The sequence below is a fragment of the Spirulina sp. CCY15215 genome (assembly GCF_016888125.1).
GTDB lineage: Bacteria > Cyanobacteriota > Cyanobacteriia > Cyanobacteriales > Spirulinaceae > CCY15215.
Window position 1 is genome coordinate 26,401 of record NZ_JACSWA010000463.1, and the last position, 24,587, is coordinate 50,987.

A 24,587-nucleotide genomic window follows, 5' to 3' on the forward strand; every position below is an offset into this window, starting at 1 on the left:
GCGATTGAGAATTACTCCCCGCAAATAGCCCAGACCTTTACGCCAGAATTCGCAATACCCAAGGGCAGTTATATTGGTTGCGAGGATAGCCCGAAAATGCACTAGAACAGTGGCGAGACGCTACTCAACTCTATCAACAAGCCGATCGCCTATCTCCCAGTTCACACTCAACAGTTGACAAAAGTTAAACCTTCTTTCACTCTGTATAATGAAGGCAATCATACACACCTTTTTCCCTAAGAGGCAATGGTACAACAACTCGATCGCCTATCCCTTGACGAAGACCTTCTTTATCCCGACAGCGACGGTAAACCTTTGGCTGATAACACGATCCAATTTCGCTTAATTGTCACCATAAAAGGTGGCTTAGATGCTCTCTTTAAAGACAGAGAAGATGTTTTTGTGGCGGGAGATTTGCTTTGGTATCCGGTGAAACTAACGAAACAGCAAATCTTAGCGCAAGAAGCACCGCAAAGACAAGCACCTGATGTAATGGTTGCCTTCGGACGACCAAAAGGAGACCGAGGATCCTATAAGCAATGGGAGGAAGATAATATTGCCCCACAAGTTGCTTTTGAAATCCTCTCTCCTGGAAATAAGAAGAAGGATATGCAAACAAAGTTCAAGTTCTATCAACAGCATGGAATTGAAGAATATTACTTGTACGATCCGACAAAGAATCGCCTGCAAGGATGGTTGAGAAAAGGAGGAAAGTTAACCGAAGTTTCTCAAATGGAAGGCTGGGAAAGTCCGCGTTTAGGGATAAAATTTAGCACTACATCAGGCGACTTAGCTTTATTTTATCCTCATGGAGAGCGGTTTGCGAACTATATAGAAATTATCGAACAACGCGATCGCGAGAGACAAAGAGCCAATATGGAGCAACAAAGAGCCGATCTCGAACAACAAAGAGCCGATCGCAATGAACGCGATCGCCAAGAAACCCAAGCAGAATTAGAGGAAGAACGCCAAAAAATGCAAGCATTACGCGATCGCCTTCAAGAAATGGGCATCGATCCTGATGATCTTCCTTAGTTTAAAATTAATAGCGAATTGAGAAAACTATGAAATCTAAATTAATTCGTTTTATCATCATTGCACTACTCGCATTGTCTTTTGTTATTAATTTCCCTTGGTTTTCTCACCAAATCTTTGCTCAAACCCCTGTTTCTTCTCTCCTACAACAAGGTTTAAACGAATATCAAAGCGATCGCTTTCCTGAAGCCCTGATAATCTGGCAAAAAGCGCTACAACAAACCGAAAATACTACCGAAAAAGCGCTCATTTATAACTACCTTTCCCTTGTTCAACAACATCTCGGACAGTGGGAAGAAGCACAAATGAGCATCGATCGCGCTCTCGAATTACTCCCCCAAAATAACCCAGACCTTCAGGCCAGAATTCTCAACAGCCAAGGGCAATTATATTGGTCATTAGGACAGCCTGAAAATGCTCTCAAACAGTGGCAAAAAGCAACTCTTCTCTATTATCAAGCCGATCGCATCGATGGGGCGATCGGTACGGGAATTAACCAAGCGCAAGCCTTACAAGTTCTAGGGTTTGGTCTGCAAGCTGAGACGCAATTGCAGGATATTAAAGCACTGATTGATGAACAACTTAATGAATCTTCTTTAAAGGTTGCTACATATCAGAAGCTAGGTAAAGTGTGGAGACAAATAGGCAAACTAGAAGAGTCTGAAAATATTCTCCAAATAGCAACAAATTCATCTTTTGCTGGGAGTGAAATCTGGTTAGAATTGGGCAATACAAAACGCGCTTTAAGCGATCGCGCTATTATCTTTGGCAATGAAAGCGGTCAATATACCAAAGATGCTCTAAATAGCTATCAAAAAGCCATTGAACTTGCCAAAACTGATGCTCTCAAAGTGCAAGCAGAACTCAATCAATTGAGTTTTTTGATAGAATTGGGTCGAGAAGGAGAGGCGATCGCGCTACAACAAAAACTACAGCCTCTCTTTAACAACCTTCCTCTCAGTCGTAGCAGCATCGAAGCACAACTCAATTTTACTCGCAGTCTCATTTGTCTTTGGGATCGAGATAATCCTAATAATGTGCCAGGCTGTTCCTCTCGTCAATCCACCCCTAACAAAAGTTCTTATCTCCAATCCCCCCCTGACAAAAGTTCTTATCTCCAATCCCCCCCTGACAAAAGTTCTTATCTCCAATCCCCCCCTTATAAAGGGGGGTTAGGGGGGATCTCAACCGGGGAACAAATTGCTCGAAATCTCGCTGAAATTGTCGAGCGATCGCAGACATTGCGCGATCGCCTCGCAGAATCCTCTGCACGGGGTCTTTTGGGGGAAATGTACGAACGCACCGGACAATGGCTAGAAGCGCGTAATTTGACCCAAGAAGCCTTGCAATTAGCGGAAAATAGCCAAGCTCTCGATCTGCGTTATCGCTGGGAATGGCAGTTAGGACGACTATTGAGGAAACAAGGACAGCCTAAAAGCGCGATCGCAGCCTATAAAGCCTCTGTAAAAACGCTTTCAAAACTGCGCTCTCACCTCTTACCAATTGATACTAATATTCAATTCAATTTTCGCGACAATATCGAACCTGTTTATCGAGAATTAGTGGATTTACTCATAACCGAAGATGCAGAAAATAAACAATCTCAAAAAGAAGCCGTGGGTCTCATTGATGAATTGCAACTTGCAGAATTGGAGAATTTCTTGCACTGTCAACTGTCTCCCACCTTCTCTATCGATGAAAATCTCGAAAGTTTGGATCGAAAAACTGCGTTAGTTTATCCCGTTCTCATTCGAGATAAACTGGTAATTTTCTCAAAATTTCCCGAAGAAGAATTTAATCATTATATTGTAACAGAGTCTCGAAAAAAAGTTGAAGAAGTTGCTCAATATTTACAAGACAATATCATCAAACAAAACGATCCTGAAGGATTAAAAAATAACGCAACTCTCCTTTATAATTGGTTGTTAAAACCTATAGAAAATGAAATCAAGCAAAATCAAATACAAACAATTGTTTTTGTTCTTGATGGCTTTTTAAGAAAAATTTCCATGTCTGTTCTTTATGATGCCGATCTAGAAGAATTTGTTCTCCAAAAACCTTATAATATTTCTGTTTTACCGAATTTGCAGGTTTTCGATCTCAAGCCTTTAAGCGATCGCCAGTTTAATGTTCTTGGTGCTGGTATTAGCGAACAACGAAAAAATATTGAGGGAAGAGATTTTGCAAAATTAGAATATGTCGAAGCAGAATTAAAAATCTGGGAAGAATTAAATCAGAACTCGAAAAACCGCAATAATTTTACTGTACAAACTTTGCTCAACTCTGAATTTTCCTTGGCGAATTTAGAAGAGAAACTGCGATCGCAACCTTTCTCAATTCTGCATCTCGCAACCCACGGAGAATTTAGTTCCGATCTTGACAATACGTTCATTTTGGCTCACGGAGAATTACTCAAAATCAACCAAATTAAACGCTTAATTGAAGTACAAAATGCTCGCAGTAATGCCTTACTCGATTTGCTAGTTCTCAGTGCTTGTAAAACTGCAACTGGAGACGATCGCGCTATATTAGGAATGTCTGGAGTTGCGGTGCGATCGGGAGCGAGAAGTACCCTTTCAACATTATGGCAGGTTGACGATCGCTCGACAACCCTCCTCATGAAAAAGTTTTATGAAAAGTTAGCGCAACCTGATATTACGAAAGCTAAAGCACTCCATGAAGCGCAACTTGAATTATTTAACAAAGTAGATAAACATCCATATTTTTGGGGAGGTTATGTTTTAATCGGAAACTGGCTATAATCTCCCAAAAAAGTCTACTCATCCAAATTAATTTCACCGATCTTCTCAGCAAAATATTCTTCTAAATTGATGGAATGGAGAAGCTCTCTCCATTCGCTTTGGGTTTGAATATTATTGGGACTATCGCGGTAAAATTCAGCTTTTTCTGTAACTTCATCATAACGAAAACCTGCTGATTCGCCTTGATTTTCTAGAGGATTTTTCTCAATAAAACCATATAACAGAATGTCGTTTTCTTCTCCTAATTCTTTTTCCGTACAATTAATCACCAAATTCCATTTATAAGTGCGATCGGGTTGCAGAGCATTTTCTTGAGTTTGAGGAAGAGAAATAGCAACAATTTCAGGTGTATTTTTAAGCGTAACGGGAATGCGATCGACGGTTTCAAATTGATCGGCATTGACTAAAGAAAACTCAATAGAGTGAACTTCTGTCTCTGTATAAGGAATATAAAACCAAAACACCGGATAATCTTGAGTTGTAATCCCTTGCACATTTTCAGGAACGATCGCTTTAATATCTTTATTTTTAGCAGGACAAGTTCCAATAGGATCTCCCGGTTTACGAGTACCACCAGGACTCCGTTTCCCTTTAGGTGTTCCCGAATTTGCATTATCTGCGGGATCGGATTGACTGATTAAGATAGGAAAAGAAAAATGTATTTTGTTTTCAATCAAGTCAAATCCACCCAGAGAAGTGAGGGCAGAAATAAAAACCAATGGTAGATACTGTAACTGCATTTTACCTCCAAAGAGAACGAGAAAACAATTGTTATGGTAGGTTATGGAGATTTAATTTTCATCGGTAGGATCGCGATCGCCATTCCACTCAATAATAATCCTAAACTTGCCGGAATTAAAGGCAACCAACCTCCAACCAGAAAAAAAACCCAACAGCTTGCGAATAAAATAGTTAAGGAGAAACTAAAAGTCAAAGTGAGATAGAGAGATAGGGTGTTTTTAAACCAGTAGCGTCCTTGCCAAACAAGAATTCCTCCTATTGCAGACCAAACTCCCAACCAAATTGTATCACCCCACCAAGGAAACCACCAAATTTGAGGACGTTTATCAAGTACTGTACTGAGAATAGAACTTACAATTTGAGCTTGAATATGGAGTCCTCGCATTTCTCCAAGGGGTGTTAAATGATTATCTTGAACACTAGGTGCAATGACTCCCATTAAAACCACTTTATCTCTAATTTTATCAGGATCGAAGCGATCGCTTAATAAGTCACTCAAAGAAATCGTCTGTGCTAAAGGAGAAGCATTGCGATAATTAATCAAAATTTGATGTCCGCTATCATCATGTCTTTGATATCCTCCACTGTAACTCCCCAAACGCTGAAATTTTGCCTCACCAATTTGCCAGATTTGTTGATTTGCACTCACTTCAATTTTTTGCTCTTTTAACGAGCGAAGTGCGAGTCTTAAACTAAAAGAATATTTGATATTGCAGGATGAGAATTCACTGACTAAATTCGCCGTTCTAGACAACAAAATACGACGGACAATTCCATATTTTTTATCATTTTCTAAATCACTATAACCGAGTTGTTTTTCTGGACTGGTGGGAAAAGGTGCAATATTTTCCTTGTTTGAGTCGCCAAGAGTACAAGGAGTAATTAAACGATCGCTTGTTTTAATCTGTTTTTCTAGTTTTTCTATATTAGAAGAAATGTGTTTATGTCGATAGAAATTCATGCCAATCGCTCGTGGTTTATAGTCTTGTAATTTAGAGATCGCTTGAGCGATAATTTCGTCGGGTAAGGGATGACCATATTTATCGATATCTCGTTCTTTTACTTCCACTAATAATAACCGAGAATCGGGCTGTTCGGAAGGACGCAATTGCATGAGGTGATCGTAAGATTCCCACTCCCAATTCTGCAATAAACCCAGCGATCGCACTCCCATCACTAACCCCGTACAAATGAGACTGGTAGCGACAACTTTTGGCCATCCTGTCCATCTTTTTGACAGAGTAGATATCTCTTCTTTCTCAATCGATTTTATCCCAATCAAATTATCCCATGTTAAAGACTCAGCCCCCGGATTTTGATAAACAATTGGCAACCAAGTCGCACAGGGAAACTCATTTTCTAAACCTTGCAAACGTTCCCTCGCTTCTCGCACGGCATTTTCAAGAGTATTCCCCCGAGAAAATGCACCTAAAAAATGTTTTAAAAACTCATGAGCGACGCGATCTGGAACTAATTCTCGCATCACAATCATCTGGGGAATTGACAAATCATTTAATCTTTGTGCTAATCCTAAACCATCACAAGAGTTAAAAATTGCTAGTTTTAAGCCGCGATCCACGGCTTTTTTTAAACCATACCATAACTCATCAATTGTCAAACTTTCCGTGGGGTTAATATAGAATTTCCCCTCTCCCGTATCTAATTCTGTTTCGCTATGTCCTGCAAAAAAGATAATATCCCAAGATGCCTCCCATAATTGCTCATTAATTTGATAGCGTTGTGGTTCAACGAGAAAAACTGGATCGATATTGGGCAAACTTTTGATAATTTTAGCATCAACATCGATATTAATGCCTTCCTGATGTCCCAAAATAACCAAAACTTTCACCTTGTCCGAGTTTTTGAGATTGATGCGATCGGGAGAATGAGAAAGACTGAGGGTAGAAAAAATTGGCTCTGTTGCATCATACTGGGAAAACAAATTCCATAAATGCCAAGGCAATTTTTGTAGATTTTTGTCTTCTGTCCGAATCAAAAAATGGATCTCATCTTCCCGGTTTAGATTAGCCAGTAATTGATTATAAATATCTGCAAAGGTTTGCGATCGCAGCCAACTATTAAAGCGATCTTTTACCTTCTCTCCAGATTTTTTACAATCTTGAATTTTGCTCCCGTAAATAATCTCTTTGGGCTTTAATTTACGACTGTAAGGCGCACCGAGAGGGCGATAATTTTCTAACCAATGTTGTTTGAGAACCTCTGCTAATTCGCGATTAGCTGGTAAAGTTCCCACCAATTCTAACTGAGGGCGATGCCCATATTCTCCAATCTCTAAAGTAACGCGAAAGTCTTTTTCTTCCAAGTTACCATCGAGTTTCAAAACGACCAATTTTTTCATTACTTTTCTCCCTAGAACTCTAACATAGCTTTGTATCAGCGACAATTAGCCAAAAGTATGAGGATTGATGAATTGCTAATCATAAAGATTGGCAATGAGTTAAATTTCAAAAAATTCCATCAAACTAAAATCTCCCAATGCGAGTTTAACATTAAAACAATCTCCCACTTCTCCACTAAATTTAACTTGGAGTCGATCTGTCCCCCTCGCATTCGCTTGCATAATCGTGCCTTCGTCTTCATCTAATATCATCAATTGGAGATCTTGAGGCAGATAACTTTGAGTATTAGCTGGATAAATTTCGACAGAAATATCCATTTCTGAGTTGGTTGTGGGTGCAAGTCCAACTAAAATTGCAATCTGTTCCTCTGCTCGTTGTAAATTTAGATATTTTCCTCGTTCAACAGACATTTTTTTGGCTGGAGATCCATTAACTTTACCTCTGAAACGAAATGCTAATTCAAGTTGTTGAGAAGGATATAATTCTTCCAAATTTTGCCAACCCAAATCGATCGCACCTTGTAACCAATGGCTTAATTTAGCTTTCACTTTGCCAATATTTTGAGATAGGATAGGTTCGCCTACCTTTTCCTTTGATAATTCTATAGATTCGCCCACTTTTTCCAATAATTGCTCTAAAGACTGCCACCGATCGCAAGAAATTTCACTTTCCTTGATCTCAGGTAGAAAACCGAGTAGTTTTGCTTCTTTTAATTCGCGATCGAATTGAACCGCAATATAGCCTTTGCGATCGCCCCAAACTTCCGGAGGAATGTAACAATTAACAGAATCATATAAAACTGGACGGCACTCCAATTTACCCCAATCTTTGACATGAATATCCGCACAATCAGAAAGCATCTGTAGCACGATATTTTGACTATCACTTCCTTGTAAATCTGTTTCAATGCCAAAATAACCGAGATAAGTATTAACGGCATAGACAGCCAAAGTATTAAGATAAACTTGTTTTGCTTTGGGAGCGCGATCGTGTTGTTTGTAATACTCTAACGCTATCTGATGGGCTGCGGAACTGAGAGGAATAGTGAAGGTAAGATTGCTATTCATTACTGTGAACTCCTGGATAAATAAAGGGAACTAAGAGGCTAAATAAGTGCGAAATTTGGGAGCAAATCTCTTCAGATTTCGTCGGTAAAAACTACTGAGGGTTGGAATAGGTATTTCCAGTTCTGCGGAAATTTCCTTCCATTTGTATCCTGCTAAAATTCGTTGCGTCAGGAATTGAAAGTTAGCTTCGGGTTTATTCTCAATGTGAGCGCTTCGGAAAAGACCTTCGGGATCTTCAAGTAAACAAGATTTGACTTCTTCTGATAAGGAAAGCGCTGTTTGCGATTGAACCCAACGAGGATGTTTGATTTCTAGATCGTCAACTGTCATCCAAGGTTTTGATTGGCGATTTTTTCCTCCCTCTCGATAATGGGGAAATATCTCGCGAGAGGCTTCAATAAAAAAACGCTTTCTCAGTAAGAAGTTAACCCATTGTAAAACTTCTCGATTGGAGTCATAGAGATCGATTTTTTCGCAGATATAAACAAAAAGCCTTTGGGTGGCTTCCCCATAAATATCTTGATACATTCCCCGAAATAAACCTTGAAAAGGTCGAGATATTTTACCCGATCGCTGTAATTCACTCAGCAGTCTAGCCAGAGCAATACGTCGAGGGGTAGATTGAGGGGGATGTTTTTGTGCTTCTAAAGCAAGGATTTTCAGATGCGAATCAATGGCTTGCATGGTTCGATATATCGTGTTAGCAGGGATTGACAAGATGAGCTTGGGTTTTTGGATTTACATCGTTGAGTTATCCCTCTGCTGGGTTTTATTCATTTTGTTTGATCTCCTATTACGTTGAAAATTGAGGATGTGTTTCATCTCTACACCCCTCTCGTTGAGGACAAGGTGTTTTTATGCAGGAAGCAAAATTTTTGGGTGTAAATACCGCGATCGCTCAATGGGATAGCTCCTTAAATCCCAATCACAATAAGGCATTGAGGTTGCTTGGAGAACTGCGAAATCCATATTGTAAACTTTTGTCAAGAAATCTTTGCTTCTTTCTCACTGGTTATTTCTGAGCGCGGATCTCCGTATTTTTCTTTCTTGTCAATTAAGTTTCGTTAAAAATTGGAGAGATAGGCGCAAAAAAATGTTCAAAATATGAACGTAGCAATGTTTTTGCTAGTCGAATCCGCGCGATCGCATCCCATCCCATACATCTTTTACTGGCTCATGTCACAAACCGTTACTGATTTTATGACTTCCAACCCCATTACGGTGACTCCAACAACACCGTTGAAAGATGCCTTGCAAATTCTCGTGCGAGAAAAGATTAGTGGATTACCAGTAGTAGATGAAGCGGGAAAATTAATAGGGGTAATTTCTGACTCAGATTTAATGTGGCAGGAAACAGGAGCAGAAACTCCTCCCTATATTATGTTCCTTGATGGATTAATTTTTCTCAAAAATCCTGCTCGTTATGAAAAAGAGCTTCACAAAGCTCTCGGACAAACTGTAAAAGAAGTGATGAGCGATAAACCAATTTCTACTACCCGCGATCGCCCATTACGAGAAGCCGCCAAACTCATGCACGACAAGCACGTTCGTCGCTTACCTGTTGTCGATGAGGAAAATAAAGTTATTGGTATATTAAGTCAGGGGGATATTATTAGAGCAATGGCGGCTCAGGAATAAACAAGCAACAATAAAACAATAAGTTCTTTGTCACTAATCACTAATCACTAATCACTAATCACTCAAATATGACCCCAGAATCCGTTCAAACTTTATTACAATCCGAAGACTACGGCGATCGCATCAAGGGTTTAAATCAATTGAGACAAATGCCCCAGGATCTTGCCTTTGAGATGATTCAGCCTCTTATCGTCGATGCTAACGTGCGGGTGCGTTATGCCGCAGTTAGCCAAATGGATAGACTCGGAGAAGTCAACCGAGACAAATCCCTCGAAATCTTGCGCGATCGCCTCTCTAACGACAAGGAAACCGACGTACAAGCCGCAGCAGCCGACGCGATCGCAGCCCTAAAACTAACGGAAGGTTTTGAGGATTTACGAACAGCCTACCAACAATCCTCGGAATGGTTATTACAATTTAGTATTATTGCGGCTTTAGGGGAAATGGGGGATCCTCGCGGTTTTGAACTCCTGGAAGATGCCCTCGCTTCTGATAATGGTTTGCTACAATCTACAGCAGTAGGTGCATTTGGGGAATTAGGCGATCGCCGCGCGGTGCCTTTACTTTTGCCTTTTCTCGATCATCCAGATTGGCAACTACGTCATCGTCTCGCCCAAGCCTTAACCCATTTGGGAGGAGAAGAAGCCAAAACTGCTTTAGAATATTTGGCAAAGGATGAAGTCGAACAAGTTGCTATAGAAGCAAAACGTAACTTAAATCCTGAATAATTGGCGATCGCCAGCTAAAAGAATTGAGTGAGAGTCTTTTTGAATTGTTCAAAGCCGTAGGTTTCGATCGCGCGGGATCTTAACATTTCCGGGCGATCGAGAATGGGATTGGCGGTTTTATGTTGTAAAATCTCAATTAAACTCCCAGCAATTGCCTCGCTATCTTCAGGATCGACTAAAACCCCCAATTCTCCCCCGCATAAGGCATCGATCGCCCCATCCCGATTTCCCCCCAAGACAGGCTTTCCGCAGGCTAAGGCTTCTAAATAAACAATACCAAACCCTTCCCCTTGACTGGGCATCGCAAAAACATCGCAGAGATTATAATGGGCGCAAAGTTCCTCATCGGAGACAAATCCTGTTAAAGTGACGCAATCTTGTAAATTGAGGGATTGTATGAGATTTTCAAGGCGATCGCGATCGTCTCCTTTACCCACAAGAAGATAATGCACATTAGGAATTACCTGGCGAATAGTAGGCAATCCTTGCAAAATTTCGTCGTATCCTTTATATTTCTGACTGGAATCAAGTCGCGCTACTGTGAGAATAACGGGCTGGTCGGCAGTAAGATGATATTTTTGTAATAAAGAAGGGGATTTAGGGGCGATCTCGAAGCGATCGGCAGCAAAAGTATTGGGAAGGAGAGAGACGCGATCGGGGTCTAAGTCTTGTTCTGCTAGGAGGCGATCGCGGGTATAATTACTTACAGCAAGAATGCGATCGGCACGTTGCAAGGCTTTTTGCAAACTCGGTTTTTTCACATCCCAAACCTCGGTTCCGTGGGCAATAACCCAATAAGGAATACCTAAAAAACGCTTGATTTGATCCGCTAAAATGGCAAAATTAGCATGAGAAGCAATAATTAAATCGGGACGCTGATGCAAACAATATTTGGCCAATTGTGCCGCAAAATTAAAGGTGCGAAATTTGAGGGGCACCGTCCCAGAAAAATGAAAGCGGGTATTATCTAAATAGGGAATATGGGGCAGCGATCGCGTATCGTGTTTGAGAAAAACATCATACTCTTTTTGGGGATATAATTCCTGCAAGGCTTGCAGTAGAAAAGCTGAATAAACTTGAATTCCCCCCTTAAACTCAAAGATATTGGGAAACCACAAATGAATAATCTGCACGTCGGTAGGAGTTTGGACTAACATGGGCAAAATGAATGAGAATAGCGATCGCTGTGCATTATGGTAAAGCAAACTTTAAGAGATCGCCACAAAACAAGGCAATTCAAGGGAAAAAGTTGTTCCTTGTCCCAATTGACTTTCTAAATCAATCTTACCTTTCATTAATTCAACTAATGATTTGGTAATAGCTAACCCTAATCCTGTCCCTGAATATTTGCGCGTTGTGGTTTGATCTCCTTGATAAAACTCTTCAAAAATTCGTTCTTGTCGATCCTTAGCAATACCAATTCCCGTATCCCTAACAATAATATTGAGGCGATCGCCGGGTAAAGACTCCAATTGAACTGTGATATTGCCGATCTCGGTAAATTTAATCGCATTAGAAAGTAAATTTACCAGAATTTGGCGCAGGCGATCGCGATCGCCCATAATATTCTTCTCCTTAAAATAGTAGTGACAATCAAAACACAATTCTAAATTCTTTTCATCCGCAAGAGGCAGCAAACTTTCCAAAGTTGTACTAATCAAGTGCATAAGATTAAAAGATTCCGATTTTAACTCGATTTTCTGGGCATCAATTTTAGAGAGATCGAGAATATCATTAATTAATTCTAATAAATTTTTGCCATTATTATGAATGCGTTCGATCATCTGCACTTGATGGAGAGAAAGAGAACCAGAACGCTGACGTAATAAAACTTGCGAAAAACCGATTATAGCATTCATCGGCGTGCGAAGTTCGTGGGACATAGTAGCCAGAAATTGCGATTTCATTTTCGCTGCTTCAATTAATTGCAAGTTTTGCTGATGAATTTGTTGGCGCTGAGTCGCTAATTTGCTATTCTGTCGTGCTAAAATTTGATTCTGTCGTTCTAAACGTTCTTCCCGTTCTTCTAAAGTTTGAATAAGTTGGGCATTATCAATCGCAATAGCAGCTTGTTCCCCAACAGCAAGTAATAAAATACCATCTCCTCGGCTAAAGGCTTCGATATCCTGCCAGTTTCCCACCCCCAACACCCCCAAACATCCCGATCGCGCTGACTGAATGGGAACAGCGTAAAGGGCTACGGGGAAGGGTTCTAAGGGATGAGATAGGGTTTGCATGAGGTTGGCTTCTCCCGTGGTAAACACTTGATGCAGCCATCCTCCCAGGTCAAAAGCGCGATCGAGGGGCAAGCGATCGGCCTTTTCTCCAGCAGTGACGGTGAGAGTGGTTTGGCCTTCTTGGCAGTCGTAGAGGGCAATAAAACAAAATTGCGCCCCGGCGATCGCCTCCAATACCGATCGCGCCATCACTTTTAATAGATCCGGCAAGTCCGTTAACCGTTGATTGAGAAGATTTGTGAGTTTATGAAGTGTCGTTAACTGTTGTTCTCGTTCGACTAATCCTCCATTTGTTTGATTTGACATCTTCTTTTAAACTCAATATTGAAGGTTATTTTTCCCATTGATGTTGTTGAAGAATTAAGCGTTGAACGCTAATTGTTGTGGGATTTAATTCGTAAGAACGACGGGAGGGAGTCTCTAAAAAGGCTTGTTGTTCTTGGGCAATCATGGCTATATCTTGTCGTACTAAACCATCTAAGAGTTTTTGTGCCGAACCAAACAAGCTATTTTTCAGAAATCTACGGAATTTAACTGGTAATTTATGCAGTCGCCAAAAAGCATTTAAAGAAGTAAAATGAATCAAATAAGCGCGAGTTTGCGTTTCATTAATAGGACAAAAAAGACAGTAAATTTTAAAATCCTGCCCCAAGGTAGACACCCAATGAGGATAAATATAACTCACGTTTAAAGGTTCGGGATGCAGCCGACGCAGGGCGGGAAAAAATAGTTGGGAAATCGACCAAATCTTATCAATGCGATAATAACTTTGCGCTTCATAAAGGGCATCAACTCTATTTTCAGATTCTTCTAAGGATTCCAGTTTTGCCGATGCCCAGGCTTGATAATCGTCGTGTAAATGTCCGTGATACATATCCATTAAATTTTCAATTAAAAAGGAAAAATGCCCAGGACAATTAACAGTTGAAACTGTAGCAATATAATTCAAATGCGCCCATTCTGGCAGACCTAATGGCGCGATCGCCTCGGAATTTCCCTCCCCTGGAAACAACCAAATAAAACCATCAAGTTCTTTTACGGGGAAGGCGCGAATTTGACAATCAGGTAATTTTTGTTTCTCGCTTAAATATGGGACGCGATCGCATTTCCCTTCCTGGTTAAATTGCCAACCGTGATAGGCACATTCAAGGCGATCGCCGAGTATTTTCCCGGCACTTAAGCGAACTTGGCGATGAGGGCAGCGATCTTCTAAAGCAACAACGGTGCCTTTTGTGTCGCGATACAGCACGATCGCCTGTTTCCAGAGGATTACAGAAAGAGGAGTATCCCTCACTTCTGTACTAAGAGCGACAACATACCAGCGATCGGGATTGATGCCACAAGTCCGAATAGAGGCAGGAGTGAGGGGAGAAATACGAGAATTTGCTTGCTGTAACTGCATTTTCAAATCAGAACACCAGCCTAGATTCTAACATCAAGCACTTTGAGGAGCATCAAAAAGCATCGTATTCATGTAACGATCTGCCCAAGATTCCCCAAAAGAATTTTCTAATATGCGCCGCGTTTTGTCATTTTGGCGCTGCTGACTGCAATAATAATTTTGTCCTGCAAGAATTTCGGCGATCGCCTCCGAGTCTTCTAAAGGAACACTTTCCTGGGCAATTTGACAGTGTAGGCATAAAAAGCGATCTACTCGTTCTAAAAATGCTTTCTCTTCCTCTTCACCAATGGGACGCACAAATAGACAAAACTGAGAAAAAATATGCCCCCATTCTGGCAAATCCCGAGGTTGAGAAAACGTTACATTTGGTAAACTACTCAAACCCTGACGATAAATATCCGGTAAAATGCGATCGCGACTCACCGGAGACAGATCCGCGATCGCCGCACTCACTCCCTTCTCACTCCCCACAATATCCGTCCCAAATAAGGGCAAAGCATAATTCACCCGAGGAAACATAACGCAATGCAAAATATCAAGGCGATCGCCCACCCTTGCCAACTCTAAATGTAACTTGCGAAACTGGGGTGCTTGATAACAATGATTTTCAATAACGAGTTTTTCACCTTCCAAACCCCCCTCCACATAACCCAAATCCTCGGGAATGGCATAAGGAGATAAATCAAAATATTCTCGCCACCGAGACTCAATGCAATCTGCAAGTTTGCGAACGAGAATATATTGGCGTTCTCTTAAGGAAGTATTCAAAGTTTGTATCATTTATAAAAGTAATATAAGTAACCGATAATTGATAAGAGATGCTGCCAATCCCCAGAACCGCTTGCTCTCGGTATGACAACATCTCTTAAAATGAAACTCAGGCTTCGAGGGGACGAATGCCGACAATTTGACCGCCCATGCGCGTGATGCGTCGCATCTCTTCATTCATGCGCTGATAGGGAACCGAGATGAAAACACTATCGCTCGTGCGGAACGGATAAGCGTTATTATCGGTTAGATCGTTTTGCTGCATTCCCCTGACCTCGTAGACAAAGGTACGGGCTGCTGCTGGCGAACTAGATGTGCCAAAAGCTCCAGATTTACCCAACATGGCGATCGCTCCTTTTAATGGTTCAAGAACAGGAATCTCAAACAAAGCCAAGCTGCACTTATGCTAGAGTGATACTAGCAATTTTGCCGCCTTGTTTGTTGATTCTTTGCAGGGTGCTAGATAGCTCCTCGTAAGGTACGAGGAAGGCTCGGCTAGAACGACGAACGCGAGGATAGCGTGGGGTAATTAAACCCGAAACTTCCACTCGATAGATCCGCCCTGCTTTGCTAGGAGTTCTGAAGGCTTGATTGGTGGGAACGTTTTTCTCGGAGGCACGATAAGCCCAGCCTTCATTGCTGCCGGAAGAACCGACAACAGCAGAAACACTATTGCGAGCTAAATCTTGTGCTAGACGAGAATCACTACCGGCAAGTTGAGAGCGATCGCTATTGGCATAGCCCCGATACAACTGGAACATCCTGGTGAAACCGACGGTTTTTTGTCCTCGTTGGGTACTAAAACCCCGATAATAAGGAACAATAGACTCGCCGAAACTTTCGTCGTATTCTGGGGAATCGATGTAAGAATCGATATCTGCGTCAAAGCCTTCGTTTTCGTAGAGGTCGAGATGATAAATCACCTCGGACTCATCGTAGGGGGCACGTCCCAGTAAGTGCTTGTAGTTCAACTCAATGGTGCGAGTTTGGAAACTACCATACAAGAATTTATTCTTGTACAATTCTGACTTGGCAACGGCGCGAACAAATTCCCGCACGCTGAGAGAACCGTTACTCACTAAGGATTCTAATCCTGTGAGACGCTCGGAACTCATAATATAATCATTGCCCAGTACCTGACGGTAAACTGCTCGAATAACAGCTTGAGCATCGTCTTGCGACCAATTGGGACGCAGTTCGACGGGTTGGCTGTCGCTATAAGCAGTCGTACCGAGGCGCGAGGCTGCTGTTGTAATCGCCACTAAATTTTTCTCCTTTTAAAAAGATTCGCCTAAAACTTGCGAATTTAAAATTGGGAATTTAACTCGGTCAAGAGTGCGAGATTTTCTCAATCCCAAAATTGCCCGTAATTAAGCGCGAGTCAAACTCATGACCCGATAGCCGCGCTTGTTTAATGTTTGCAGAGTGGAGGATAATTGGTCGTAAGCGACGACATATTCATCCATACTCAAGCGAATTTGCGGAGTAAAGGCGGCGGCGGCTTTGCTGACGCGAATGCGATATACGTCACCGCGATCGGCGGAAGTCGTTCCCGTGAGGGACGCGCCTTGGATTGGCGTTGCTGTATTGCGAGCTAATTCATAGGTTAAATGAGGACGACCCCCATCACCTTGAGCGCGATCGCAGTTGGCGTAACCTTTATAAAGTTGAAACATCCGGGTAAACCCGACGGTTTTCTGCCCGGTTTGGGTATCGAAACCTCGATAGTAGGGAACGATAAAATCACCAAAACTCTGCACGTATTCCGTCGAATCGATATAAGAATCGATATCGGCTTCAAATCCTTCTGCTTGATAGCGATCGAGGTGTTCGATGATTTCGGACTCGTCGTAAGGGGCGCGACCGAGAAGGTGTTTGAAGTTTAACTCGATGGTGCGAGGGTGATAATTGGGATAAAGGAATTTTTTCTTGTAGGTCTCGGACTTAGCTACGGCTCTCACAAAATCACGCACGGTGATAGCGCGATCGCATAGTAAGGATTCTGCACTGGTAATGCGTTCGGACGACATAATATGATCGTTACCGAAAACCTGCCGATAAACCGCTCGAATTGCAACCTTGGCATCCTCTTGATTCCAATTGGGGCGCAGTTCGACGGGATCGCTATTGCTAAATGCAGAAGTTCCGAGGCTAGATGCTGCTGTGGTAATTGCCACGTTATTATTCTCCTCCTGTCGATCCAGTTTTGTTTAAGCGTTTCTTCTTGGTTTTTCCTTGTTTGGACAAGGAATGCTACGATTTGCAAAAAATATTGCTCGGAATAACAGAAAACCGTTAAAACCTTTCAACCGTCTCCTGCTTTTCCGAGCAATTGGGTAATACCCTAGCTCAGGGCATTAATTGCATAGTCGAGGTAAGAATTAGCTTCAACTGCAGGATCGCCGCTCAATCCATGATTGGCTTTGATATAGCTGAGGGCTTCAACATACCAGCTAGGAGATAATTCAAAGGTGCTGTTGATTTCATCTAATCCGGCGAGGAGGTATTCATCCATCGGACCGGTACCGCCAGCAATGAGGCAGTAAGTTACCATGCGTAAGTAGTAGCCGATGTCCCGTTCGCACTTAGCTTTACCTTCGGGGGAAGAAGCGTAGTTAGCGCCCTGCATGGAGGTGGTGTAGGGGAATTTGCTGTAAACGGCATTAGCAGCACCGGAAACCAAGCCAGATGCTTTACCACTCAGGGTTTTGGCGGCTTCCAAGCTAGGACCAGCTTGACGCAAGCGACCGAATGCAACTTGCAGTTCAGAACTGCTTAAGAAACGACCTTGAGAATCTGCACCAGCAACGGCTTCAGTCAGGGGAGTTTTCATGGAAAAATTAACCTCTTTAACAATGATTGGTTTGCGAAAAATTTTAAGTGATGTAACAAGTTAAAAACTTGTTTAAGTATTGTGAAATTGCTCGATTCTAAAGTTCTCTCAATTCCTCTTGATTTGAGAGAAGAATTCTTCTAAGCAACTGCTGCAGCAGCGCGATCGAAGTAGCCAGCAATTTCAGACATCAGAGCGCTACAATCTCCGGGGGTGATACCCGCGCGGTCATTAGCAATTGCAAGTGCAGCTTCTTTCATTTTGGCTACGCCAGCAGCAACGGAAGCACCGGGAACTCCCAATGCAACGTAGGTTTCGCGCAAACCATTTAAGCAGCGATCATCTAATACGCTTGCATCGCCAGCGAAGATAGCGTAGGTTACATAACGCAGGACGATTTCCATATCGCGCAAGCAAGCAGCCATGCGACGGTTGGTGTAAGCATTTCCACCAGGGGCGATTAACTGAGGCTGTTCGGCAAACAATGTACGAGCGGCGCTGCTAACGATCGCGGAAGCACTACCGGTAATGCGGTTTACTGCATCCAAACGCTTGGTACCTTCAGAAACCATAGCGGCGAGAGCATCGATTTGGGCGGCATCAAGGTAAGCACCTCGAGCATCGGCTTGGGAAACAACCCGCGTAAATGCGTCAAACATTAAAGCATCTCCTAAAACTTAACTGAATACAATTCTGAAATTTGGTTTTTTATCAACCAAAATTATTAAAACAAATCGAACGTGCAGATTTTGTGCAGTTTTCTCGAATATTCTTAAACATTGATAGCTTTTTGTAACGAAAAGTTAACAATTATCATTTTCGGGAATAGGGAATAGGGAATAGGGAATAGGGAATAGGGAATAGGGAATAGGGAATAGGGAATAGGGAATAGGGAATAGGGAATAGGGAATAGGCGGGGAACAGGTAAGAGTAGGTAAGAAGAAAGATGAGAAAAATTCTTCTCTCATCCCTCTTCTCTCATCTTTCTTGGCGATTATCCTTTTAAACTTGCATTATCCTGGCTGTATTCTGCAATCTCGATCTTGACAGGTTGGGCGCGCCAAATTTCCGTAGCGTATTCGCGAATGGTGCGATCGCTGGAAAACTTGCCCATGCGTGCAGAATTAAGAATAGACATTTTTGTCCAGCCTTTTTTATCCTTATAAGCCTCGCTAACTTCTTCCTGACAATCCACATAGGCGCGGAAATCCGCCAAGAGCAGATACTGGTCGTGGTAGAGCAGGGAATCGATCAGAGGCTTGAATAACTCGCGATTGCCATAGGAGAAATAACCCGATTCAATGCGATCGAGAGTGCCTTTTAATTCCAGATCGCGGTGGTAATAGTCCATTGGGTTATATCCCTGTGCCTTCAACTCTTTGACCTCCTGTGCCGTTAAACCGAACAAGAAGAAGTTTTCCGCTTCCGCTTCCTCGCGAATCTCAATATTGGCACCATCAAGGGTTCCGATGGTTAAAGCGCCATTCATGGCAAACTTCATATTTCCCGTCCCAGAAGCCTCTTTTCCGGCGGTAGAAATCTGTTCTGAGAGTTCTGCAGCCGGATAGATGCGCTGTCCGAGAGAGACATTAAAGTTGGCCATAAAGACAACTTTTAAACGTCCTCGTACATCGGGATCTTTGTTAACAATTTCCCCCACAGAATTGATTAACTTAATCACTAACTTGGCCATAAAGTAGCCAGGAGCCGCTTTACCGCCAAAAATAAACGTGCGAGGTACTATCTCCATGTCAGGATTGCGCTTGATCCGGTTGTACATCGCAATGATGTTCAAGACGCTTAACAATTGACGCTTATATTCATGAATGCGTTTCACCTGTACGTCAAACATGGAGTTTGGGTCCACTTCAATATTATTGTGCTTCCAGATATAGTCGGCGAGAGATTGCTTGTTGGCTTGCTTGATTTCTTGCCAGCGAATGTGGAACACCGAATCATCCGCGAAGGCTTCCAATTTCCGCATCTGGTCTAAATTTTTTAACCAGCCGTCACCCACTTTTTCGGTAATCAGATCGGCTAACTTAGGATTGCACAATAAAATCCAGCGACGAGGGGTAACGCCATTGGTTTTATTAAAGAATTTTTCCGGCCAGAGTTTGGCAAAATCTTTGAGGGTATCGCTTTGCAGAAGTTGCGTGTGCAGGGCGGCGACTCCATTAATAGCATGAGAACCCACACAAGCTAAATGCGCCATTCGCACGGATTTTTCCTCACCTTCTTGGATAATAGATAACCGTTCGATGAGTTCGGGTTCGTCGGGAAACCAAGTGCTGACATCTGCTAAGAAACGATGATTGATTTCGTAGATAATTTCGAGGTGACGGGGGAGAAGATAGCTGAACAAGCCTACAGACCAGCGCTCTAAGGCTTCGGGGAGGAGAGTATGGTTGGTATAGGCAAATGTTTTTTGGGTGATATACCATGCCTTATCCCACTCCATATCATGTTCGTCGATTAACAGACGCATCATCTCGGCAATACTAACGGCGGGGTGAGTGTCGTTGAGTTGAATGGCAAAATGTTCGTGCAGGTTATCGAGGTTGGGATGAATGTGCAGGTGATTGCGAATAATATCTTGCAGGGATGCCGAAACGAAGAAATATTGCTGTTCTAAGCGTAATTGTCGCCCTTGGGGGGTGTTGTCGTTGGGATAGAGAACTTTGGAGATGGTTTCCGAGGACATTTTGCTGGCCACGGCTCCATCGTAGTCTCCGGCGTTAAAGGCATCAAAGTTAAAATCTTCGTCTTCTCCTGCGTCCGATCGCCACAAACGCAAAGGATTAACGGTGTTGGTGTCGTAACCGGGGACGGGGGTATCGTAGGGAATGGCAGTCACGGTGCGATCGTGAACCCAAGTTACCTTAGAGCGCCCTCGTCCGTCCCGAGAAACTTCTGTATGACCGCCGTATTTAACCTGTACGGTAGCCTCGGGGCGGGGAATTTCCCAAGGGTTGCCAAAGCGCAACCAGTTATCGGGAATTTCTACTTGCCAGCCATCGCGAATTTGTTGGTGGAAAATGCCGAATTCGTAGCGAATGCCGTAGCCGATCGCGGGAATTTCTAGGGTAGCAAGGGAGTCGAGGAAACAGGCCGCCAATCGTCCCAAACCCCCATTTCCTAAGCCAGGATCGTGTTCTTGTTCGATGATTTCATCGAGATCGAGTCCTGCATCTTTGATAACTTCGCGGATGTCATCATAAATGCCCAAGTTAACAAGATTGTTACCCAGATGCCGCCCCATCAGAAACTCGGCGGAGAGATAACAGACGACTTTGACATTTTGTTCTGAGTAGGTCTCTCGGGTCTTCATGAAACGATGCAGAAGGCGATCGCGCACGGTATAAGCCATCGCCATATAGAAATCATTTGGGGTCGCCCATTTCTGATATTTCCCTTGGCTATAGAATAAGTTATCGGCAAAGGCACGTTTGAGGGTTTCCAAACTCATGCCCGTGCGATCGTCTTCTACTTTTATTTGAATGTTTTGGGGAGATGAATTTGTCTGAACCACGGGATCGCTCCGCTCCTATAATAATTTGTCTGTTTCGTATTGTTACCTGAGCGATCGCCAATTGCTCAACTTCTTAACAAAATTGTCGGAAAATTCTCGGAAAATTCTCGGCAAGTTGGGCATAAAGTTCAGAGTAAACATTTTCTCTCCCTTTTAATTCACCTCCCACCAGCCGAAGCCTGGTCCGATAAAGCGAATGGTCAGCCAGAGTGTCACCAAGGCCGCGATCGCGATCCAAGTGCCTAGGGTTGTCCATTTCATAAACTGATCTGCCTGTTTTTTGGAGATGGGAAGCCACGGCAAAATATTCTTATCTTTACCGTATTTTTCTCCTAATGCTTCTTTGCGACGTTTTGCTTCACCCATAATTCAGTTAATAGTTCTCCTGTTGATAAGGTTGTAGTAGAAGCTATGATAGCGTTTCGGCTTAATTTATCATACAAGGAATCGTATCTAATTTAGTTGTTACTTGTTACTTGTTATTTGCTGAACGGAATTTTCTAAAGAGCCAATGCCTTCGATTTTAATGCAAATGCGATCGCCATTCTGTAATTCTCCCACGCCTTGAGGAGTTCCTGTTAAGATAATATCTCCTGGCAATAAGGTCATGATCTGAGAAATATAGGAAACTAAAACAGTAGGGGAAAAAACCATTTGTTCGATGGAAGCAGACTGTCGAGGTTCTCTTTCCTCGTTGATGAAGGTTTGTAATGACGCTCCCGCGCTTAATTCCCGGACTATCCAAGGACCCAAAGGACAAAAACTATCAAATCCTTTTGCTCGTGTCCATTGGTTATCTTTCCGTTGCAAATCCCGTGCTGTTACATCGTTGGCGATAGTATAGCCCCAAATCTTACTTTCTGCTTCTTCTGGGGAAAGAGAACGCAGGCGATCGCCGATTACCAGTGCCAATTCTCCTTCATATTCAACCTGTTGAGATTGAGAGGGATAGATAATTGGTTTGTGGTGGGCAATGATAGTTGTAGGGGGTTTCAAAAAGAGTAAAGGCTCTGTTGGAACAGGTGTTCCCATCTCTTCAGCATGAGCGGAATAATTTTTTCCGACTGCAATAATTTTAGAGGGAGCGCAGGGAGCAAGCAAGTTATATTCCTCCCCCTCTAAAATTAGCTCTGTGGGTTGTCCTCCCAGCCAAGGTGGGGCATCTAGAACTTGGACATTGCGATCGGGTTGCAGCAGTCCGTAAAACGTTTGTCCTTGGGAATTTTGGATTCGGACGTAGCGTTGTGCCATAGTACAAAAATATGTAAAAAAATAATAAACCGGGACAATCGCCAGACAATCGCGATGTTCAAGGTCTGCCCAAACTTCCCTTCTGGAACATTGACCCCAACAAATAACCAAGATTAACCCAGATCGTAGTAAGATTGTAAATCCTTGCTTCTTTATGGTTGAGCAAAAATTAAGAAACATTTAGCGATCGCTCGCTTTTAGCCAACTGAAAGAAGCCATATTGTCCACAAAATATTGTCCACAAATATTGTCCACAAATATTGTCCACAAGGAGAAACTAAAAATGAGCCGAAGTTACGAAATGATGTTTGTTCTGCGTCCTGATTTATCAGAGGAGCGGATGAGAGAAACGATTGATAAGTACAAACAAATGCTGGGGGATTACGGATCGACTGAGATTAAAGTTCAAGTCCTTGGCAAGCGGCGACTGGCTTATCCCATTAAAAGGTTTCAAGATGGAACTTTTGTTCTTGTTACTTACCAATCCCAAGGGGAACAAGTTGCACCAGTAGAAAAAGCGATGGGTTTTAGTGAGGAAGTGATTCGCTATTTAACCATCAAACTCAGCGATCGCAAAGATAAGTCGAAAGTAGAAGAGGAGAAAGAAGCTGAACCGGTTGCAGCAGAAGTCTAATTCTTAATCTTCGTTTTCTTTAAAAAACGAACAGCGATAAACGGGTTCGCCTTTCACAAAAGTTGCCTTTTCCCTTTCTGTTGTCACGGGAAAGGGATTTTTTTCTAGCCATTGTTCTCGGTATTGTTGAGAGAATTGGGGATAGTGTTGAAATTGTTCGCGCATTTCTGAGGCGATCGCTGCCACATCTGATTGTAAAAATACTGTTGCACCGATGGGAAGCGATCGCGCCAATTCCTCCACTAATTCAGGCTGTACGACACGACGCTTGACGTGACGTTTTTTAAACCACGGATCGGGAAATTGAATCGTCACGCAGTCGAGAACGCGATCGGGCAAAGATTCGAGCAAAATAGAGAGGGAAATATTAACGTTACAAAAAAGATAATGCAAGTTAGACAATTTTAATTCATCGCGCTGATGATTTGCTTCTGTCACGAGGGGTTCGCGAATTTCTAGCCCGAGAAAATTTCTCTGAGGCTGTAATTGTGCCATTTCTAGGATAAATCGCCCTCGAGCGCAGCCAATATCTAAATGTAACGGTTGTTGAGGAGCAGCGTAAATTTGCCTCCAGTCTGGAGGAGTGAGGGGAATCTGATATTTACCACTTAATGGGTTAACGTGCTGACGAACTCGAACTCGGGTCAAAGATAAATTCTCCTAATAGCAGGATTTTAAGGCGATCGCATCACCCTACAATCATGATAGCGACATTCTAAAACTTTCTGGTTCAAACCCATAATTAAAATGACCCCTAAAATCAAAAAACGTTCTCGTCTTGTTCCGGTTAAAGTCCGCCCTTTGAAACTCTGGCAAGACGAGCATTTTATGCAGGAAGTTCGCATCGAGATTATTCCTCTTATTGATGTTATCTTTTGTATCCTGACCTTTTTTATTTTGGCCGCTGTCGATGTATCGCGCCAACAGGCAATTAGTTTGGACTTACCCAAAGCAGCCACGGGTACTACCCAGATGCGAGAAATTCTGTTAATTAGCTTGGATGAATTCGGTCAAATTTATGTAGAACAACAGCCCATGAGTAGCAAAGGGCAACTCTATCAAGCGGTTGAGAACTATGTTCTCACAAAACCAAACGGGTTGATGGTGCTATCTGCGTCCAAAGAAGCCCGCTACGATGAAGTCGTGCAGGTTTTAGATATTTTGCGAGAAGTGGGAGGCGATCGCGTTGCTTTAGCCACTTTACCCAGAAGTCGCAATTCCGAGGGGGCTTTGCCTCCTTCCTCCTTTCCTACCAATCCTTCTGATATTCCTGCCAATCCTTCTGATATTCCTGGTATTCCTGTTTTACCGGAATCTTTAGAGGGAGAAACTGAATTTCGTGAAAACCCTGTTCTTCCTGTTCCTAAAGAAGAAAATCAAATCGAAAATCAAATCGAAAATTCAAGAGAAAATCCAAGAGAAAATCAAATCGAAAATCAAATCGAAAATCAAATCGAAAATTAAATCGAAAATTAAATTATTGGCTGTCATTTTTGTCCACATTGACATACTCTCACCGCTAAACGCTTGAGCGTTCTAGCGGGAGATTCTTGAACTCGCATTCAAGATTTCCTGCTTCACAGATTTTTGACTAGGCAA

General features: G+C 42.5%; 23 protein-coding genes. 6 read left to right on the forward strand and 17 right to left on the reverse strand.

Annotation, left to right across the window (positions count from 1 at the left end; genetic code table 11):
* Nucleotides 1-246 precede the first annotated feature (246 nt).
* A complete protein-coding gene (locus tag JUI58_RS15075; RefSeq protein ID WP_204104621.1) occupies nucleotides 247-1,035 on the forward strand; it encodes a Uma2 family endonuclease in 789 nt (262 codons plus the stop codon).
* 29 nt (nucleotides 1,036-1,064) lie between these two features.
* On the forward strand, nucleotides 1,065-3,797 hold the full coding sequence (locus JUI58_RS15080) for a CHAT domain-containing protein (RefSeq protein ID WP_204104622.1): 2,733 nt from the start codon (nucleotides 1,065-1,067) through the stop codon (nucleotides 3,795-3,797).
* 14 nt (nucleotides 3,798-3,811) lie between these two features.
* Here JUI58_RS15080 and JUI58_RS15085 read toward each other — a convergent pair whose 3' ends face one another.
* From JUI58_RS15085 to JUI58_RS15100, 4 genes are all read right to left on the reverse strand, one after another.
* Nucleotides 3,812-4,537 carry a DUF928 domain-containing protein gene (locus JUI58_RS15085; protein WP_204104623.1) on the reverse strand — a complete coding sequence of 242 codons (726 nt, stop codon included), beginning with the start codon at nucleotides 4,535-4,537 and terminating at the stop codon, nucleotides 3,812-3,814.
* 41 nt (nucleotides 4,538-4,578) lie between these two features.
* Entirely contained in the window at nucleotides 4,579-6,897 is a 2,319-nt protein-coding gene (locus JUI58_RS15090) for a CHASE2 domain-containing protein (protein ID WP_204104624.1), read from the reverse strand.
* 99 nt (nucleotides 6,898-6,996) lie between these two features.
* The gene (locus JUI58_RS15095; RefSeq protein ID WP_204104625.1) at nucleotides 6,997-7,965 is read right to left on the reverse strand and encodes a DUF1822 family protein; all 969 of its coding nucleotides are present in this window, start codon (nucleotides 7,963-7,965) and stop codon (nucleotides 6,997-6,999) included.
* A gap of 30 nt (nucleotides 7,966-7,995) precedes the next feature.
* Nucleotides 7,996-8,649 (reverse strand): hypothetical protein, encoded by a 654-nt coding sequence (locus JUI58_RS15100; protein WP_204104626.1) that lies wholly within the window; start codon nucleotides 8,647-8,649, stop codon nucleotides 7,996-7,998.
* Nucleotides 8,650-9,141: 492 nt separating this feature from the next.
* On the opposite strand from JUI58_RS15100, the gene JUI58_RS15105 reads away from it, so the two are divergent.
* Together JUI58_RS15105 and nblB are read left to right on the forward strand one after the other, a co-directional pair.
* Nucleotides 9,142-9,603, forward strand: coding sequence for a CBS domain-containing protein (locus tag JUI58_RS15105; RefSeq protein WP_348539899.1), 462 nt, complete (start codon nucleotides 9,142-9,144; stop codon nucleotides 9,601-9,603).
* Between the two features lie 68 nt (nucleotides 9,604-9,671).
* Nucleotides 9,672-10,331: a phycobilisome degradation protein NblB gene (gene nblB / locus JUI58_RS15110; protein WP_204104627.1), complete on the forward strand. Its 660-nt coding sequence runs from the start codon at nucleotides 9,672-9,674 to the stop codon at nucleotides 10,329-10,331.
* A 14-nt stretch (nucleotides 10,332-10,345) separates the two neighbouring features.
* Here nblB and JUI58_RS15115 read toward each other — a convergent pair whose 3' ends face one another.
* The 12 genes from JUI58_RS15115 to JUI58_RS15170 all read right to left on the reverse strand — a co-directional run bounded on the left by JUI58_RS15115 (nucleotide 10,346) and on the right by JUI58_RS15170 (nucleotide 22,354).
* On the reverse strand, nucleotides 10,346-11,488 hold the full coding sequence (locus JUI58_RS15115; protein WP_204104628.1) for a glycosyltransferase: 1,143 nt from the start codon (nucleotides 11,486-11,488) through the stop codon (nucleotides 10,346-10,348).
* Between the two features lie 51 nt (nucleotides 11,489-11,539).
* Complete coding sequence (locus JUI58_RS15120; RefSeq protein WP_204104629.1) at nucleotides 11,540-12,874, reverse strand: ATP-binding protein; 1,335 nt, start codon at nucleotides 12,872-12,874, stop codon at nucleotides 11,540-11,542.
* Nucleotides 12,875-12,899: 25 nt separating this feature from the next.
* Nucleotides 12,900-13,970, reverse strand: coding sequence for an aromatic ring-hydroxylating dioxygenase subunit alpha (locus JUI58_RS15125; protein ID WP_239121492.1), 1,071 nt, complete (start codon nucleotides 13,968-13,970; stop codon nucleotides 12,900-12,902).
* 33 nt (nucleotides 13,971-14,003) lie between these two features.
* Nucleotides 14,004-14,750 (reverse strand): phycocyanobilin:ferredoxin oxidoreductase, encoded by a 747-nt coding sequence (locus tag JUI58_RS15130; protein ID WP_204104630.1) that lies wholly within the window; start codon nucleotides 14,748-14,750, stop codon nucleotides 14,004-14,006.
* A gap of 97 nt (nucleotides 14,751-14,847) precedes the next feature.
* Nucleotides 14,848-15,081 (reverse strand): phycobilisome linker polypeptide, encoded by a 234-nt coding sequence (locus tag JUI58_RS15135; RefSeq protein ID WP_204104640.1) that lies wholly within the window; start codon nucleotides 15,079-15,081, stop codon nucleotides 14,848-14,850.
* Nucleotides 15,082-15,139: 58 nt separating this feature from the next.
* Entirely contained in the window at nucleotides 15,140-16,000 is an 861-nt protein-coding gene (locus JUI58_RS15140; RefSeq protein WP_204104631.1) for a phycobilisome linker polypeptide, read from the reverse strand.
* Nucleotides 16,001-16,108: 108 nt separating this feature from the next.
* Nucleotides 16,109-16,915 carry a phycobilisome rod-core linker polypeptide gene (locus JUI58_RS15145; protein ID WP_204104632.1) on the reverse strand — a complete coding sequence of 269 codons (807 nt, stop codon included), beginning with the start codon at nucleotides 16,913-16,915 and terminating at the stop codon, nucleotides 16,109-16,111.
* 167 nt (nucleotides 16,916-17,082) lie between these two features.
* A complete protein-coding gene (gene cpcA / locus JUI58_RS15150; protein WP_204104633.1) occupies nucleotides 17,083-17,571 on the reverse strand; it encodes a phycocyanin subunit alpha in 489 nt (162 codons plus the stop codon).
* Nucleotides 17,572-17,711: 140 nt separating this feature from the next.
* On the reverse strand, nucleotides 17,712-18,230 hold the full coding sequence (locus JUI58_RS15155; protein WP_204104634.1) for a phycocyanin subunit beta: 519 nt from the start codon (nucleotides 18,228-18,230) through the stop codon (nucleotides 17,712-17,714).
* Between the two features lie 335 nt (nucleotides 18,231-18,565).
* Nucleotides 18,566-21,040, reverse strand: a complete 2,475-nt coding sequence (locus tag JUI58_RS15160) for a glycogen/starch/alpha-glucan phosphorylase (RefSeq protein WP_204104641.1) — start codon at nucleotides 21,038-21,040, stop codon at nucleotides 18,566-18,568.
* A gap of 216 nt (nucleotides 21,041-21,256) precedes the next feature.
* Entirely contained in the window at nucleotides 21,257-21,469 is a 213-nt protein-coding gene (locus JUI58_RS15165) for a DUF2839 domain-containing protein (protein ID WP_204104635.1), read from the reverse strand.
* Between the two features lie 99 nt (nucleotides 21,470-21,568).
* Complete coding sequence (locus JUI58_RS15170) at nucleotides 21,569-22,354, reverse strand: fumarylacetoacetate hydrolase family protein (RefSeq protein ID WP_204104636.1); 786 nt, start codon at nucleotides 22,352-22,354, stop codon at nucleotides 21,569-21,571.
* Between the two features lie 283 nt (nucleotides 22,355-22,637).
* Here JUI58_RS15170 and rpsF point away from each other — a divergent pair, with 283 nt between their 5' ends.
* Nucleotides 22,638-22,988 (forward strand): 30S ribosomal protein S6, encoded by a 351-nt coding sequence (gene rpsF, locus JUI58_RS15175; protein WP_239121494.1) that lies wholly within the window; start codon nucleotides 22,638-22,640, stop codon nucleotides 22,986-22,988.
* Nucleotides 22,989-22,991: 3 nt separating this feature from the next.
* Here the strand turns inward: rpsF and trmB are convergent, their stop codons facing one another.
* Nucleotides 22,992-23,636 (reverse strand): tRNA (guanosine(46)-N7)-methyltransferase TrmB, encoded by a 645-nt coding sequence (gene trmB / locus JUI58_RS15180; protein WP_204104637.1) that lies wholly within the window; start codon nucleotides 23,634-23,636, stop codon nucleotides 22,992-22,994.
* Between the two features lie 99 nt (nucleotides 23,637-23,735).
* Here trmB and JUI58_RS15185 point away from each other — a divergent pair, with 99 nt between their 5' ends.
* A complete protein-coding gene (locus JUI58_RS15185) occupies nucleotides 23,736-24,452 on the forward strand; it encodes a biopolymer transporter ExbD (RefSeq protein ID WP_239121495.1) in 717 nt (238 codons plus the stop codon).
* Nucleotides 24,453-24,587 lie beyond the last annotated feature (135 nt).

Excerpts from the sequence above, each read along its gene's own strand:
- JUI58_RS15185 (WP_239121495.1), top strand. The coding sequence starts at position 23,736 with ATGACCCCTAAAATCAAAAAACGTTCTCGTCTTGTTCCGGTTAAAGTC.
- JUI58_RS15105 (WP_348539899.1), top strand. The coding sequence starts at position 9,142 with ATGTCACAAACCGTTACTGATTTTATGACTTCCAACCCCATTACGGTG.
- JUI58_RS15155 (WP_204104634.1), bottom strand. The coding sequence starts at position 18,230 with ATGTTTGACGCATTTACGCGGGTTGTTTCCCAAGCCGATGCTCGAGGT.
- JUI58_RS15100 (WP_204104626.1), bottom strand. The coding sequence starts at position 8,649 with ATGCAAGCCATTGATTCGCATCTGAAAATCCTTGCTTTAGAAGCACAA.
- JUI58_RS15165 (WP_204104635.1), bottom strand. The coding sequence starts at position 21,469 with ATGGGTGAAGCAAAACGTCGCAAAGAAGCATTAGGAGAAAAATACGGT.
- JUI58_RS15170 (WP_204104636.1), bottom strand. The coding sequence starts at position 22,354 with ATGGCACAACGCTACGTCCGAATCCAAAATTCCCAAGGACAAACGTTT.
- JUI58_RS15085 (WP_204104623.1), bottom strand. The coding sequence starts at position 4,537 with ATGCAGTTACAGTATCTACCATTGGTTTTTATTTCTGCCCTCACTTCT.
- cpcA (WP_204104633.1), bottom strand. The coding sequence starts at position 17,571 with ATGAAAACTCCCCTGACTGAAGCCGTTGCTGGTGCAGATTCTCAAGGT.
- JUI58_RS15135 (WP_204104640.1), bottom strand. The coding sequence starts at position 15,081 with ATGTTGGGTAAATCTGGAGCTTTTGGCACATCTAGTTCGCCAGCAGCA.
- JUI58_RS15125 (WP_239121492.1), bottom strand. The coding sequence starts at position 13,970 with ATGCAGTTACAGCAAGCAAATTCTCGTATTTCTCCCCTCACTCCTGCC.
- JUI58_RS15075 (WP_204104621.1), top strand. The coding sequence starts at position 247 with ATGGTACAACAACTCGATCGCCTATCCCTTGACGAAGACCTTCTTTAT.
- JUI58_RS15120 (WP_204104629.1), bottom strand. The coding sequence starts at position 12,874 with ATGTCAAATCAAACAAATGGAGGATTAGTCGAACGAGAACAACAGTTA.
- JUI58_RS15090 (WP_204104624.1), bottom strand. The coding sequence starts at position 6,897 with ATGAAAAAATTGGTCGTTTTGAAACTCGATGGTAACTTGGAAGAAAAA.
- JUI58_RS15115 (WP_204104628.1), bottom strand. The coding sequence starts at position 11,488 with ATGTTAGTCCAAACTCCTACCGACGTGCAGATTATTCATTTGTGGTTT.
- JUI58_RS15095 (WP_204104625.1), bottom strand. The coding sequence starts at position 7,965 with ATGAATAGCAATCTTACCTTCACTATTCCTCTCAGTTCCGCAGCCCAT.
- rpsF (WP_239121494.1), top strand. The coding sequence starts at position 22,638 with ATGAGCCGAAGTTACGAAATGATGTTTGTTCTGCGTCCTGATTTATCA.
- JUI58_RS15160 (WP_204104641.1), bottom strand. The coding sequence starts at position 21,040 with ATGAGTTTGGAAACCCTCAAACGTGCCTTTGCCGATAACTTATTCTAT.
- JUI58_RS15130 (WP_204104630.1), bottom strand. The coding sequence starts at position 14,750 with ATGATACAAACTTTGAATACTTCCTTAAGAGAACGCCAATATATTCTC.
- JUI58_RS15080 (WP_204104622.1), top strand. The coding sequence starts at position 1,065 with ATGAAATCTAAATTAATTCGTTTTATCATCATTGCACTACTCGCATTG.
- nblB (WP_204104627.1), top strand. The coding sequence starts at position 9,672 with ATGACCCCAGAATCCGTTCAAACTTTATTACAATCCGAAGACTACGGC.